The 12,635-nt window shown below is 71.1% G+C and carries 12 protein-coding genes; 7 read left to right on the top strand and 5 right to left on the bottom strand.

The window, feature by feature from the left end; genetic code table 11:
- Window positions 1-44: 44 nt before the first annotated feature.
- Window positions 45-1,274, top strand: a complete 1,230-nt coding sequence (locus ACIBG7_RS03200) for a glycosyltransferase (protein WP_397335012.1) — start codon at window positions 45-47, stop codon at window positions 1,272-1,274.
- 50 nt (window positions 1,275-1,324) lie between these two features.
- Window positions 1,325-3,475: an RNA polymerase recycling motor ATPase HelR gene (gene helR, locus ACIBG7_RS03195; protein WP_397335011.1), complete on the top strand. Its 2,151-nt coding sequence runs from the start codon at window positions 1,325-1,327 to the stop codon at window positions 3,473-3,475.
- Window positions 3,476-3,620: 145 nt separating this feature from the next.
- Here helR and ACIBG7_RS03190 read toward each other — a convergent pair whose 3' ends face one another.
- Window positions 3,621-4,961, bottom strand: a complete 1,341-nt coding sequence (locus ACIBG7_RS03190) for a UDP-glucose/GDP-mannose dehydrogenase family protein (protein WP_357916600.1) — start codon at window positions 4,959-4,961, stop codon at window positions 3,621-3,623.
- A 97-nt stretch (window positions 4,962-5,058) separates the two neighbouring features.
- Here ACIBG7_RS03190 and ACIBG7_RS03185 point away from each other — a divergent pair, with 97 nt between their 5' ends.
- A complete protein-coding gene (locus ACIBG7_RS03185) occupies window positions 5,059-6,216 on the top strand; it encodes an acyl-CoA dehydrogenase family protein (RefSeq protein ID WP_397335010.1) in 1,158 nt (385 codons plus the stop codon).
- A gap of 152 nt (window positions 6,217-6,368) precedes the next feature.
- Window positions 6,369-6,956, top strand: a complete 588-nt coding sequence (locus ACIBG7_RS03180; protein WP_357916605.1) for a DUF4240 domain-containing protein — start codon at window positions 6,369-6,371, stop codon at window positions 6,954-6,956.
- Between the two features lie 25 nt (window positions 6,957-6,981).
- On the opposite strand, the gene ACIBG7_RS03175 is transcribed toward ACIBG7_RS03180, so the two are convergent.
- Window positions 6,982-7,614, bottom strand: a complete 633-nt coding sequence (locus ACIBG7_RS03175) for a TetR/AcrR family transcriptional regulator (RefSeq protein ID WP_397335009.1) — start codon at window positions 7,612-7,614, stop codon at window positions 6,982-6,984.
- Between the two features lie 93 nt (window positions 7,615-7,707).
- Here ACIBG7_RS03175 and ACIBG7_RS03170 point away from each other — a divergent pair, with 93 nt between their 5' ends.
- On the top strand, window positions 7,708-8,322 hold the full coding sequence (locus ACIBG7_RS03170) for a flavodoxin family protein (protein ID WP_397335008.1): 615 nt from the start codon (window positions 7,708-7,710) through the stop codon (window positions 8,320-8,322).
- Window positions 8,323-8,333: 11 nt separating this feature from the next.
- The gene (locus ACIBG7_RS03165; protein ID WP_397335007.1) at window positions 8,334-9,401 is read left to right on the top strand and encodes an NAD(P)H-dependent flavin oxidoreductase; all 1,068 of its coding nucleotides are present in this window, start codon (window positions 8,334-8,336) and stop codon (window positions 9,399-9,401) included.
- Window positions 9,402-9,410: 9 nt separating this feature from the next.
- On the opposite strand, the gene ACIBG7_RS03160 is transcribed toward ACIBG7_RS03165, so the two are convergent.
- The gene (locus ACIBG7_RS03160) at window positions 9,411-10,022 is read right to left on the bottom strand and encodes a dihydrofolate reductase family protein (RefSeq protein WP_357916616.1); all 612 of its coding nucleotides are present in this window, start codon (window positions 10,020-10,022) and stop codon (window positions 9,411-9,413) included.
- Window positions 10,023-10,695: 673 nt separating this feature from the next.
- On the opposite strand from ACIBG7_RS03160, the gene coaD reads away from it, so the two are divergent.
- The gene (gene coaD / locus ACIBG7_RS03155) at window positions 10,696-11,127 is read left to right on the top strand and encodes a pantetheine-phosphate adenylyltransferase (RefSeq protein WP_397335005.1); all 432 of its coding nucleotides are present in this window, start codon (window positions 10,696-10,698) and stop codon (window positions 11,125-11,127) included.
- Here the strand turns inward: coaD and ACIBG7_RS03150 are convergent.
- Window positions 11,124-12,164 carry a hypothetical protein gene (locus ACIBG7_RS03150; protein ID WP_397335003.1) on the bottom strand — a complete coding sequence of 347 codons (1,041 nt, stop codon included), beginning with the start codon at window positions 12,162-12,164 and terminating at the stop codon, window positions 11,124-11,126. The genes coaD and ACIBG7_RS03150 overlap by 4 nt on opposite strands.
- Complete coding sequence (locus ACIBG7_RS03145) at window positions 12,161-12,631, bottom strand: SigE family RNA polymerase sigma factor (protein WP_397335002.1); 471 nt, start codon at window positions 12,629-12,631, stop codon at window positions 12,161-12,163. The genes ACIBG7_RS03150 and ACIBG7_RS03145 overlap by 4 nt, the downstream gene beginning before the upstream one ends.
- Window positions 12,632-12,635 lie beyond the last annotated feature (4 nt).

The following is a 12,635-nucleotide window of genomic DNA, read 5'->3' as shown; positions in this document are numbered from 1 at the left end:
ATCGTCCGCCGAGGCCAGAAGCTGCGAAAACGGGGGACGAGCAAGTGCGAGTGGTGTTGTCGACGTACGGGTCACGCGGTGACGTGGAGCCGCTGGTCGGGCTGGCGGTCAAGCTACGGGAGGCCGGTGCGGAGGTGCGGGTGTGCGCGCCGCCGGACGAGGACTTCACGGCGCGGCTGGACGGGGTAGGGGTGCCGCTGGTGCCGGTCGGCCCGTCGGCCAAGGCGCTGACGACGGCGAAGCAGCCGCCGGCGCCCGCCGATCTGCCACGGCGCGCGGCGGAGGTGATCGCGAGCCAGTTCGAGGCGGTCACGGAGGCCACCGAAGGGGCGGACGTGCTGATGGCGACCGGGATGATGCCGGCGGCGGCCGGTGCGCGGTCGGTGGCCGAGCGGTTGGGGGTGCCGTCGGTGTCGGTGACGTTCCAGCAGGTCACGCTGCCCTCGCCGACCCATGCGCCGCTGGCGTACCTGGGACGGCCGTTCCCGCCGGAGGTGACCGACAACGCCGAGCTGTGGGAGCTGGACGCGCAGAGCATCGACGCGTTGTTCGGGGACGCGCTCAACAGCAGCCGGGTGGCCGCCGGGATGGCGCCGGTCCGGCACGTGCGCGACTACGTGATCGGGAAGCGGCCGTGGCTGGCGACGGATCCGGTGCTGGACCCCTGGCGGGGGACGCTCCAGGTCGTGCAGACGGGCGCGTGGATCTCGGCGGACGAACGGCCGCTCCCGCCCGAGGTGACGGAGTTCCTGGCGGCGGGCGCCCCACCGGTGTACGTCGGGTTCGGGAGCATGCCGATGCGGAAGGCGGCGGACGCGGCCGAGGTGGCGATCGAGGCGGTGCGCGCCCAGGGGCGGCGGGTGCTGATCGGGCGCGGGTGGGCCGATCTGGCGCTGGTCGACGACCAGGACGACTGCCTCGCCGTACACGAAGCCAACCATCAGGAGCTGTTCCGGCGGGTGGCGGCGGTCGTGCACCACGGCGGGGCGGGGACGACGACCACGGCCGCGCGGGCGGGCGCGCCGCAGGTGGTCGTGCCGCAGGGCGCCGACCAGCCGTACTGGGCCGGGCGGGTGGCCGAGCTCGGGATCGGGGCGGCGCACGACGGGCCGGTCCCGACGGTCGAGTCGCTGTCGGCCGGGCTGAGGGTGGCGCTGAGCGACGAGGTCCGTGACCGCGCGGCGGCCGTCGCCGGTCGCATCCGCGCCGACGGGGCCGAGGTGGCGGCGAAGCTGCTGCTGGACCCCGCCACCTGGGAGATGCCGTCCGCGTGAGCCGCCACCAGAACAATGCCGAAAGAGCTACGCAGATCGGAGCCGATGTAGTGACCCCGCTGTCCACCAGCGCGTTCGACCTTCCCGAGCACCTGGCGGCCAAGGCCGACCCGGCCTTGATCGCCGGGGACGAGGCGCACTTCGCCGCCATCGCGGCGAGCCTGGAGCAGTCGATCGCCGAGCTGTCCGCGCGGCTGGACGCCGAACGTCTGGCGCCGGGCCGCAAGGGCCGCGAGGCGCTCGAACGGGACCTGGAGATCCACCGGCTGAGCGGGCGCCTTCGGGCGCTGCGGCGGTTCGGGCTGGACCTGTGCCTGGGGCACATGGTCGCCGAGGACGACCCCGAGCCGGTGTACATAGGCCGCCTCGGCCTCACCGACAAGGACGGCCGGCGGCTGCTGCTCGACTGGCGCTCGCCCGCGGCGGAGCCGTTCTTCGGCGCCACCCACGGCAACCCGATGGGCCTGGCCAACCGCCGCCGCTACCGCTGGACGCGGGGCCGGGTGAGCGACTACTGGGACGAGGTGTTCACCGCCGACGGGTTCGAGGGGCACGCCGCCGCGCTCGACGACCAGTCCGCCTTCATCGCCAGCCTGGGCGCCAACCGCTCGCCGCGGATGCGGGACGTGCTCGGCACCATCCAGGCCGACCAGGACGCCATCATCCGGGCCGGTTCGCGCGGCGCGCTGGTGGTGGACGGCGGCCCAGGCACCGGCAAGACGGTCGTCGCCCTGCACCGGTCCGCCTACCTCGTCTACTCCGACCCGCGCCTCGGGCACCACCGTGGCGGCGTGCTGTTCGTCGGCCCGCACCAGCCGTACCTGGCCTACGTCGCCGACGTCCTGCCCAGCCTGGGCGAGGAGGGCGTGCAGCTCTGCACGCTGCGCGACCTGGTCCCGGAAGGTGCGGAGGCGAAGATCGAGAGCGACCCGGAGGTGGCCCGGCTGAAGGCCAGCGCGGACCTGGTCAAGGCCATCGAGCCGGCGGTCAAGTTCTACGAGAACGCGCCGGACAAGGGCATGTCGATCACCACCCACTGGGAGGACATCTGGCTCAGCCCCGAGGACTGGGCCGAGGCGTTCGACGCGCCCGACCCGGGCACCCCGCACAACGACGCGCGCGACCAGATCTGGGCCGCCCTGATCACCATCCTGGCCGACAAGCATGACGGCGACGTCGCCCCCCAACTGCTGCGCAAGTCGCTGCTGCAGAACCGGGAGCTGCTCACCACTTTCAACCGCGCTTGGCCGCTGATCGAGGCGAACGACCTGGTCGGCGACCTGTGGTCGGTTCCGGCCTACCTGCGGATGTGCGCGCCGTGGCTCAGCGTCGAGGAGATCCGGCGGCTGCAGCGCGAGGACCCCAACGCCTGGACGGTCTCGGACCTGCCGCTGCTCGACGCCGCCCGGCAGCGTCTCGGCGACCCCGAGACCTCCCGGCGCAAGCGCAGGCAGGAGGCCGCGCTGGCGGTCCAGCGCGAGCGCATGGCCCAGGTCGTCGAGCACCTCATCGAGGCCGACGACGACGGCGAGGGCCTGGTGACCCAGCTCGGCCGGGCCGACCTCCAGCGCAACCTCATCGACGAGTCCGAGCTGCCCACCGTCGACCCGGACGTGCTGGCCGGGCCGTTCGCGCACATCGTGGTGGACGAGGCGCAGGAGCTCACCGACGCCGAATGGCAGATGTTGCTGCTGCGCTGCCCGTCACGCAGCTTCACCATCGTGGGCGACCGCGCCCAGGCCCGGCACGGGTTCACCGAGACGTGGCAGGAACGGCTGGAGCGGATCGGGCTCGACCGGGTCACCCTGGCCTCGCTCAGCATCAACTACCGCACGCCCGAGGAGATCATGGCGGAGGCCGAGCCGGTCATCCGGGCCGCGCTGCCCGACGCCAACGTGCCGACCTCCATCCGCAGCAGCGGCGTCCCCGTCGTCCGTGGCTCCGTCTCGGAGCTCGCCGCCGTCCTGGACGGCTGGCTCGCCGACCACGCCGAGGGTACGGCATGCGTCATCGGAGCCCCGGGCTTCGCGGAGAGCGCCCGGGTGCGGTCACTGACGCCGGAACTGGCCAAGGGGCTCGAGTTCGACCTGGTCGTGCTGGTCGACCCGGAACGCTTCGGCGACGGCATCGAGGGCGCGGTGGACCGCTACGTCGCCATGACGCGCGCCACCCAGCGGCTGGTCATCCTCACCAGTGCCTGAGGGGTGTGCGGCCGGCCGTCACGGCGGCCGGCCACGCACACCTCCTGGCCGTCTCCCTGGACAGGGCCCGGCCACGTGCGGCGACTGGGTCTGACCCATGCTTGCCGTACCGGGACTTGGAATGGGTCAGCCCGGCACGGGCGGGTCAGGGGCGGCCGAGGGCGCGGTAGTGCCAGCCGGCGGCGCGCCAGACGGTCGGGTCGAGGGCGTTGCGCCCGTCGACGATCTTGCGGGTGGCGACGACGGACCCCAGCTCGCCGGGGTCGAGCGCGAGGAACTCGGCCCACTCGGTGAGCAGCAGCACGACGTTCGCGCCACGGACGGCCTCGACGGCGGAGGTGGCGTAGCTGAGCTCGGGGTGCGCCTTGCGCGCGTTGTCGAGCGCGATCGGGTCGTAGACGGACACGAGCCCGCCGAGCTGCCCGATGGTGACGGCGACGTCGAGCGCGGGGGAGTCGCGGATGTCGTCGGAGTTGGGCTTGAAGGCGGCGCCGAGGACGCCGACGGTGCAGCCGTGGAAGGAGCCGCCGGCCAGCTCACGGGCGAGATCGACCATGCGCGCGCGGCGGCGCAGGTTGATCGCGTCCACCTCCCGCAGGAAGGTGAGGGCCTGGTCGGCGCCGAGCTCGCCGGCGCGGGCCATGAAGGCGCGGATGTCCTTGGGCAGGCAGCCGCCGCCGAAGCCGAGACCGGCGTTGAGGTAGCGTCCGCCGATGCGGTCGTCGTAGGACAGGGCCTCGGCGAGCTGCTTGACGTCGGCGTGCGCGGCCTCGCAGACCTCGGCCATGGCGTTGATGAAGGAGATCTTGGTGGCGAGGAAGGCGTTGGCGGCGGTCTTGACCAGCTCGGCGGTGGCGAAGTCGGTGACGACGATCGGGATCTCGCCGAGCGGCGCGTAGACCTCGCGCAACTTCTCCTCGGCCTGCGCCGAGCGCACGCCGATGACGATGCGGTCGGGCTTGAGGGTGTCCTGGACGGCGAAGCCCTCACGCAGGAACTCGGGGTTCCAGGCGAGCTCGGCGCCCGCACCGGCCGGGGCGAGGCGCTGCAGGCGCTCGGCGAGCCGGTCGGCGGTGCCGACGGGGACGGTGGACTTGCCGACGACCAGGCAGTCGCGCGTCAGATGCGGCGCGAGCGCCTCGATGGCGCTGTCGAGCTGGGAGACGTCGGCGGCGTACTCGCCCTTCTTCTGCGGCGTGCCGAGGCACAGGAAGTGGACGTCGCCGAAGGCGGCCACCTCTTCGTAGGAGGTGGTGAACCGCAGGCGGCCGGAAGCCAGGCCGCGCCGGAGCAGCTCCTCCAGGCCCTCTTCGTGGATGGGCAGTTCGCCGTTCTGCAGCCGGCGGATCTTGTCGGCGTCGATGTCGAGGCCGAGAACCTCGAAGCCGAGATCAGCCATGCACGCCGCGTGGGTGATCCCTAGATAACCGGTTCCGATCACCGTCAGGCGATTTGGCACGTGGAGGCTCCCTTCATCGGGACGCATGTTACCGGCCCCCCGCTACTACCTCTGTGCCACCTCCTTACTCCGGCAAACCGTACCGGCTAGTAACAAGATGCTCGGACGTCCTAGTATTTGTGCCATGTCTTTCTACGCGCCCACCGAAGAGCACGAGATGCTGCGCGAGACCGTCCGGGCGATCGCGGACGAGAAGATCGCGCCCCGCGCCGCCGAGACCGACGAGACGGCCGAGTTCCCCTGGGACGTCTACAAGGCCCTCGTCGCGGCGGACCTGCACGCGGTGCACGTGCCCGAGGAGTACGGCGGGGCGGGCGCGGACGCGCTGGCAGCGGTGATCGTCATCGAGGAGGTCGCCCGCGCCTGCGCCACCTCCTCGCTGATCCCGGCGGTCAACAAGCTCGGCACGGTTCCGCTGCTGCTGTCGGCCTCCGATGAGCTCAAGCAGCGCTACCTGCCACCGGTCGCGCGCGGCGAGGCGATGTTCTCCTACGCGCTCTCCGAGGCCGAAGCCGGCTCCGACGCCGCCGCCATGAAGACCCGCGCGGTGCTCGACGGCGACCACTACGTGCTCAACGGCACCAAGATGTGGATCACCAACGCGGGCGTCTCCGAGTACTACACCGTCATGGCGGTCACCGCCCCCGGCGAAGGCGCCCGCGGCATCTCCGCCTTTGTCGTGGAGAAGGACGACGAAGGCGTCTCCTTCGGGCCGAAGGAGAAGAAGCTCGGCATCAAGGGCTCCCCGACGCGCCAGGTCATCCTGGAGGACGTCCGCATCCCCGCCTCCCGCATGATCGGCGAGCCCGGCACCGGCTTCAAGACCGCGCTGGCCACCCTCGACCACACCCGGGTCACCATCGCCGCCCAGGCCCTCGGCATCGCCCAGGGCGCCCTGGACTACGCGATCGGGTACGCCAAGGAGCGCAAGCAGTTCGGCAAGCCGATCGCCGACTTCCAGGGGCTGCAGTTCATGATCGCCGACATGGCGATGAAGCTGGAGGCCGCCCGGCAGCTCACCTACCACGCCGCGGTCAAGTCCGAGCTCGCCATGCACGGGCAGCCGCAGAAGGACCTCACCTTCCTGTCCAGCGCGGCCAAGTGCGCGGCTTCCGACGCGGCCATGGAGATCACGGTGGACGCGGTGCAGTTGCTGGGTGGGTATGGGTATACGCGGGAGTTCCCGGTCGAGCGGATGATGCGGGATGCGAAGATCACGCAGATCTATGAGGGGACGAACCAGATCCAGCGGATGGTCATGGCTCGGCAGCTCCTCAAGTAGCTGACTGCTCGGGCCTTCGCCGGGGCGCGCTTCGCGCGTGCGGGGGGCTCGTCTTAGCGGGGGGCCGAGCCCCCCCGCACCCCCAGCCGGGGCTGCCGCCCCGGACCCCGGCCTGTGGTGCGGCTGCCCCGTGGCTGGGACCATGGCACGTCATGGACATCGACGGCTTCTGGGACCTGGTCGAGCGGTCCGACAGGGAGAGCGGCTCCAGGGCCGAGCGTCTGGCGTGGCTGGATGCTCACCTGCGTACCCTGCCGGTGGAGGAGATCCTCGACTACCAGGTGTGGATGAACCTAGCTGAACGGCGTATCCACGTGTGGGACATGTACGGGATGTACTGGCACCTGTACGGGTTCGGGTCAGGCGACGGATTCCTCTACTTCGTGCGGTGGCTCATCAGCCTGGGCCGTGACGCCTTCGAGTTCGCAGCCGAGTCGCCTGACCGCATCGCGGAGTTGCCACAGGTCCTCCACTCCCTCACCGACGAGGACTGTCGGACCCAAGAGTTCGAGCGCTTCGGATACGTCGCTCAAAAGGCCTATGACGTGGTCTCCGCTTCCGGCATCGATTCCATGCCGGACGCGCTCACCGTTCGTGCGGCTGAACTCGGCGTGGTCAGTGACTGGAACAGCTTCGGTGACGGTGAGCATTGGGACTTCGAGGACGAGGCCGAGGTCGAACGACACCTGCCCGGCCTGATCGAGTACCGGGCTCGCCTGGAAGGCACGACTCCGTCATGAGATGGCTCTCTTCCGCCTAGGTCATCTAGGCGCGACCGGCCGCACCTTCCAAGGCTTCGGCGTCTCTCGCGCCCAGGAGGCGTGCCGTCTGGGCCCACAGCTCGTCGAGCAAAGCAGGGTCGTCGTTCAGCTTGGCGAACAGGATCATGCCTTCCATCTGCGCCACCATGGCCCGGGCCGTGCCGCGGCCGGCGCTGGCCGCCGGGATGTCCCCGGCAGCGGCAGCCTCTTCCAGCACCGACAGGATGAGCCCGATCTCGTCCTCGAAGACCTCCCGAAGGCGGGCCTGGACCGCGGCTTCCTGGCCGCTCAGCTCCAGCGCCAGGTTGGCGAGCAGGCAGCCGCTGACCGCTCCGGCGGTCTCGCGCAGGGCCTCCTGAGTGGTCCGGGTGGCACGGAAGAGCTGTTCGAGGCGGTCGAGGGGGCTGCCGGGCTGCGACAAGGTCGCCACCCACTCCATCCGCTGCCCGGCCCAGTGGCTGTCGATCACCGCGAGGGTGAGCGCCTGCTTGGACTCGAAGAAGTGGTAGAAGCTGCCTTTCCGCACGTCGGCCAGGGCGCAGATCTCCGCGACCCCGACGCTGGCGTACCCGCGTCGCCGCATCAGCTGGCAGGCGGCGTCGAGGAGTCGCTCGTGCGCGGTGCTGGATCGTCCCATGCGGCGAGTATACGGCCGGTCAACTATGACTTGCAGATTAGTTGACCGGTCGTCTAGTGTCGCCTCCATCGAGATCCGAGAAAGGGACCGTCCATGTCAGAACCCATCACCGTCGTCATCGCCTTCCACAGCGGCCACGGCCACACGGCCCGCCAAGCACGGGCGGTCGCGGCCGGCGTGTCCTCCGTGCCAGGGGCCCAGGCCGATCTGCGCGATGTGACCGTCCTGGACGACGAGCTGTGGGCCGCCCTCGGCCGGGCGGACGCGATCGTCTTCGGCTCACCGACCTACATGGGCAGCCAGTCGAGCGCGTTCCAGACGTTCGCCGAGGCCAGCAGCTCCGTTTGGGCCACGCTCGGCTGGCGCGACAAGGTCGCGGCCGGCTTCACCAACTCCGCGGGCCTGAACGGCGACAAGCTCAACACATTGACGTCGATCGCCCTGTTCGCCGCCCAGCACGGCATGCACTGGGTGAACCTGGGCCTGCCGCCCGGCTGGCTCTACACCTCGACCGGAAGCGTCGACGACCTGAACAGGCTGGGCGGCTTCCTCGGCGCCATGGCGCAGTCCCCGTCCGACCTCGGCCCCGAGGAGGCGCCCCTGACGTCGGATCTGATGACCGCCGAGAATCTCGGCCGCAGAGTGGCCCTGACCGCCACGCAACTGGCGCACGGGCGCCGGGCGTTCACCGGCGTCGCAGCCGGCTGAGGGGACACGCGATGATCACGCGAGGACGGGTCGAGGCGCTGTTCGGCCTGGAACACCCCATCGTGCAAGGTCCCTTCGGGGGAGGGCTGTCCACCGTACGGCTGGCCGCCGCGGTGTCGGAGGCCGGCGGCCTCGGCTCCTTCGGCGCGCACATCCTCGAACCCGAGCAGATCACCAAGCTCGTCGCGGAGCTGAAGGCGGCCACGGACCGGCCCTTCGCGGTCAACCTGTGGGTGCCGCAGGCGGGGGAGACCGAACCCGCCGAGCTCGCCGCCCACATCGACCGGCTCCGCCCCTACTACGAGGAGCTCGGTGTCCCCGCGCCCGGACCGGTCCTGCCCCCGTCGCCGTCGTTCGCCGAGCAGGTGGAGGCCCTCGTCGAGGCGGCTCCCCCCGTGATCAGCTTCGTCATGGGCATCCCCTCCCCGGAGGTGCTCGCCGAGGCCGGGCGGCGCGGCATCCGCACCATCGGCACCGCGACGACGGTGGACGAGGCCGTGGCGGTGGAGGCGGCCGGCATGGACGCCGTCGTGGCGTCCGGCAGCGACGCGGGCGGCCACCGGGGGGCGTTCCTCCGGCTCGTCGACGAGTCGCTGGTGGGAACCTTCTCGCTGGTGCCCCAGGTGGCCGACGCGGTGACGATACCCGTCATCGCGGCGGGCGGCATCGCCGACGGCCGGGGCGTGGCCGCCGCCCTCGTCCTCGGCGCGGACGGAGTGCAGATCGGCACCGGCTTCCTCGCGACGGACGAGTCGGGCGCCAGTGCGGTCCACAAGCGGGCGCTCCATGGGCCCGACGCCCGGACGACCGTGCTCACCAGGCTCTTCTCCGGAAGGCTCGCTCGCGGCATCCCCAACCGTTTCGTACGCGAGCTGCGCCCGTACGAGGACGCGGTGCCCCCGTATCCCATCCAGAACGCGCTCATGCTGCCGATCCGCCGGGCGGCCGCCGAGCGGGGCCTGCCCGACCTCGTCAACCTGTGGTCCGGCCAGGCGGCGCCGCTGACCACGCCCCGGAGCGCCCGCGACTACCTGGAAGCCCTGGTCGCCGACGCCGCGCGGACTCTGGGCCACACCTGAGGCGGTGGATCAAGGGCGGCGATAGCAGAGGGCGACAGCACCCGTGGCCGGAATGGTGGTGGCGTGCGAGAGCCGCCATGTCGAGGCCAGACCGTCGGGCAGCAGCCGTACCCCACCACCCAGGGTCGCCGGGACCACGGTCATCCAGAGCTCGTCGATCAGGTCGGCCTTGAGCAGTGCCTTGATGATGCTGGCGCTGTTGATCACGAGGATGTCCCGCCCCGGCGCGGCCTTGAGCGAGCGCACCTCGGCTTCGAGGTCGCGGGAGACCCGGGCGTTGGTCCACTCCGTCTTGTCCAGGTCGCTCTGCTCCAGGGTCGTGGAGATGACCACCTTCTCGACCGTGGCCAGCCAGTTCCCCAGGTCCCGGGTCCTGGGCGAGCTGGCCGGGTCGCTGGTCAGGCCGGGCCACACGGACGTGAAGCCCTCCCAGTTGACCCGGCCGACGACCGCCGTGCTCACCCCGCGCCAGATCCCCTCGTACATGATCTCGCTCTGCTCGCTGGTGATGTGCTCCATCGCCCAGCTCATGTCGTCCTCGGGGCCGGTGCTGGTGTAGCCGTCCATCGAGACGACGGCGTCCGCGATGACCTTGCGCTGCTGGCCGGTGTTCTCAGGCATGGTGCCCCCTTGTCGCTGGCGACGAGCGAAGAATCAGTTTCCGTCGGACGCTCTGTATGCAGCAAGCGTCCGGCTTATGGAGGGTCGATTCGGACAGCACCGTGGAGCTGCTCTGGGGCGTGCGACAGCCGCCGAACCGGGCGCCCAAGCCCGCGTTCACCCTCGCGCACATCGCCAAGGCCACCATGGACCTCGCCGACGCCGAGGGGCTCGCCGCACTGTCCATGCAACGGGTCGCCGCCGAGCTCGGCTTTGCCCGACGCCACCGTCGGCGAGCGCGTCATGGGCCCGAAGGAGATCGGCTGGACGGAGGCCGCGGTCGCCGTCCTCGCCGGGAGCGGCCTGAGCGGAGGCGAGCAGATGGACGCGGTCCTCCTGCTCAGCGGCCACGTCCGCAACACCCGCTCCGTCGCGGCGGCCGGCACCCAGCCATGGACGCCGGGCGGCAGCCCAGCCCTGTCCTCAGGCTGCTGCCCGACCACGCCGCCGACCGTGTTCCGGCGTTGCGCGCCGCCCTCGCCTCGTCCGGCGACGCCACTGGACAGCAGCCGCGAGTTCGGCCTGCAGCGGCTCCTCGACGGCGTGGAAGCCCTCAGCGCCCAGCGCCCGCCGGTCGTGCGCCGAAGCGTACGGCGCAGCCGATCAACGACAGGGCAGCACATAGCATGTGGCGATGCTCCCCCAGCCTGCCGACGGCCCCCGCGCCGTCTACCCCGGAACCTTCGACCCCTTCACCGAAGGCCATCGGGACATCGTGGAGCGAGCGCGCCGGTTGTTCGCCCACGTGACGGTGCTGGTCGCCGTCAACGACGCCAAGCGCCCCACCAAGGCCGGCGCGGAACGCGCCCGGGACATCCAGGCGAGCCTCCCGACGGAGTGGGAAAACGTGTCGGTCGCCGCCTGGAGCGGGTTGACCGTGGACTACTGCCGCGCCCACGCCGCCGACGTGATCATCCGAGGCGTACGAAACGCCTTCGAAGGGGAGCGCGAAGCCCAGCTGGCCACGATGAACGAGGCACTGGGCATCACGACCCTGTTCCTGCCGGCCCGACCTGAACTCGCGGCCATCTCTTCGACAGCGGTCCGGGCGCAGCGGGTCCGTTAGGGGATCGCGGCCAGGTTGATCACCACGAGTGCATCGCCCCGGGGCCAGAAGAGGACCCCGGTGCCGCCGTACCAGTGCCTGCCTCCGCCGGCTCGTTCCGCGCCCTTGAAGGTCACCGTCGTGTCGGTGGATGCGTCGTAGATCTCTCCGGAACCGAGGAAGAGCCGGCCCCGGTAGGGGTGATCGGGCATACCTCCCCGGTGCACGCGGCTCCAGGACCCGTCGGTGCGCTGGACGACGGTGTCCTGTCCGCGAGAGCCGACGCACCACGCCGGCCCGCAGCGCAACCTCTCGACTCCCCGCACAGGACGGATCTTGATGCGCTGTCCCGTCACCAGGTTCACGACCCGCGTCGGATTCGTCCGCACGTCGAGCGGCTCGTCGGTCGCCCAGGGCCACTCCACGAGCTGGAGGCCCTTGGACCTGGCCACTCGCTCAGGCCGTCCGCCCTTGACGCTCATCCGCCAGACGCCGTTCAGAGGCGACGACCAGATGACGTGCTCGCCTGCGAGGGCGATCCGATCGACGTTCTCCCCGGTGATCGGCCCCACCTTCGTGGGCTTGCCACCGCCTCGCAGGGGAGCGACCCAAGCGTGGCCGTCGGCGAGCCACAGCACCCGGTCACCATCGACCGTGCGGTACTGCGGGGCCTCGGCGAGGGTGGCGACGATTCGCGACCGCCTGGTCACGGCGTCGTACACCTCCAGGGTTCCTCGTTCGTTCCAGATCAGCACCTCTGTGGCGTTGATCGCCGCCAGGACCCTCGGGCCCTTGGGCATGGTGAAGACCGCCTGGGGCCAGACCCGCTCGATCGACCCCGCATCAGGCGGGGGAGGTCCCGTGACCACAGGGGAGCGCGGCCGCAAGGCGAGCACTCCCCAGGCCATGGCCACCGCGACGATCCCGGCCAACGCCCCGGTCGCCCGTCTGCGGGCCCGAAGCCGCCGTTTCGCCAGCACGCCGGGCAGCACGTCCCGGTTCTCGGCTCGATCGGCGATCGTGCGCAGCGCCTGGGCCAGCTTCTCCTCGGTCGTCATCGCCGCCTCCCGGTGAGGGCTTGTGCGCGGATGCGAAGGGTGGCCAGCGCACGAGAGGCCTGGCTGCGTACGGTGGCCTGCGAGATGCCCAGCCGCGAGGCGATCTCCGCGTCGGTGAGGTCGTCGTAGTAGCGCAGCACCAGCACCGCGCGCTGCTTGGGCGGCAGCGCCCGTAGCCGCTGCCAGATGTCGTCCAGCTCGTGTTCGTCCTGGTGCACCGGTGACGGCACTTCGGCGGTGAGCTGTTCACGCCGTCGCCGCCGCCACCAGCTCACGTGTTGCCGGGCCATGACCGTCCGGACGTACCCCTCGGGATCGTCCTTGTTGCGCACCCGGCGCCAGGAGGAGCTCAGTTTGAGCAACGCCTCCTGCACCAGATCGGCGGCGTCGTCAGCGCTGCCGGTCAGCACCAGGCCGTAGCGCAGCAACGCATGGCTTCTGGCGCGGACGAACTCTTCGAACTCCACCACC

It is taken from the genome of Nonomuraea sp. NPDC050328, from assembly GCF_044459405.1.
Classification (GTDB): domain Bacteria; phylum Actinomycetota; class Actinomycetes; order Streptosporangiales; family Streptosporangiaceae; genus Nonomuraea.
The sequence above is the reverse complement of the archived record's forward strand: the minus strand, read 5'-3'. Positions and strand labels throughout refer to the sequence as shown.

What these genes read in the sequence shown, in the direction of transcription:
- ACIBG7_RS03175 (WP_397335009.1), bottom strand. Translation starts at nt 7,614, where the DNA reads ATGGGACGATCCAGCACCGCGCACGAGCGACTCCTCGACGCCGCCTGC.
- ACIBG7_RS03190 (WP_357916600.1), bottom strand. Translation starts at nt 4,961, where the DNA reads ATGCGTCCCGATGAAGGGAGCCTCCACGTGCCAAATCGCCTGACGGTG.
- ACIBG7_RS03150 (WP_397335003.1), bottom strand. Translation starts at nt 12,164, where the DNA reads ATGACGACCGAGGAGAAGCTGGCCCAGGCGCTGCGCACGATCGCCGAT.
- ACIBG7_RS03160 (WP_357916616.1), bottom strand. Translation starts at nt 10,022, where the DNA reads ATGCCTGAGAACACCGGCCAGCAGCGCAAGGTCATCGCGGACGCCGTC.
- ACIBG7_RS03185 (WP_397335010.1), top strand. Translation starts at nt 5,059, where the DNA reads ATGTCTTTCTACGCGCCCACCGAAGAGCACGAGATGCTGCGCGAGACC.
- ACIBG7_RS03170 (WP_397335008.1), top strand. Translation starts at nt 7,708, where the DNA reads ATGTCAGAACCCATCACCGTCGTCATCGCCTTCCACAGCGGCCACGGC.
- ACIBG7_RS03180 (WP_357916605.1), top strand. Translation starts at nt 6,369, where the DNA reads ATGGACATCGACGGCTTCTGGGACCTGGTCGAGCGGTCCGACAGGGAG.
- coaD (WP_397335005.1), top strand. Translation starts at nt 10,696, where the DNA reads ATGCTCCCCCAGCCTGCCGACGGCCCCCGCGCCGTCTACCCCGGAACC.
- ACIBG7_RS03165 (WP_397335007.1), top strand. Translation starts at nt 8,334, where the DNA reads ATGATCACGCGAGGACGGGTCGAGGCGCTGTTCGGCCTGGAACACCCC.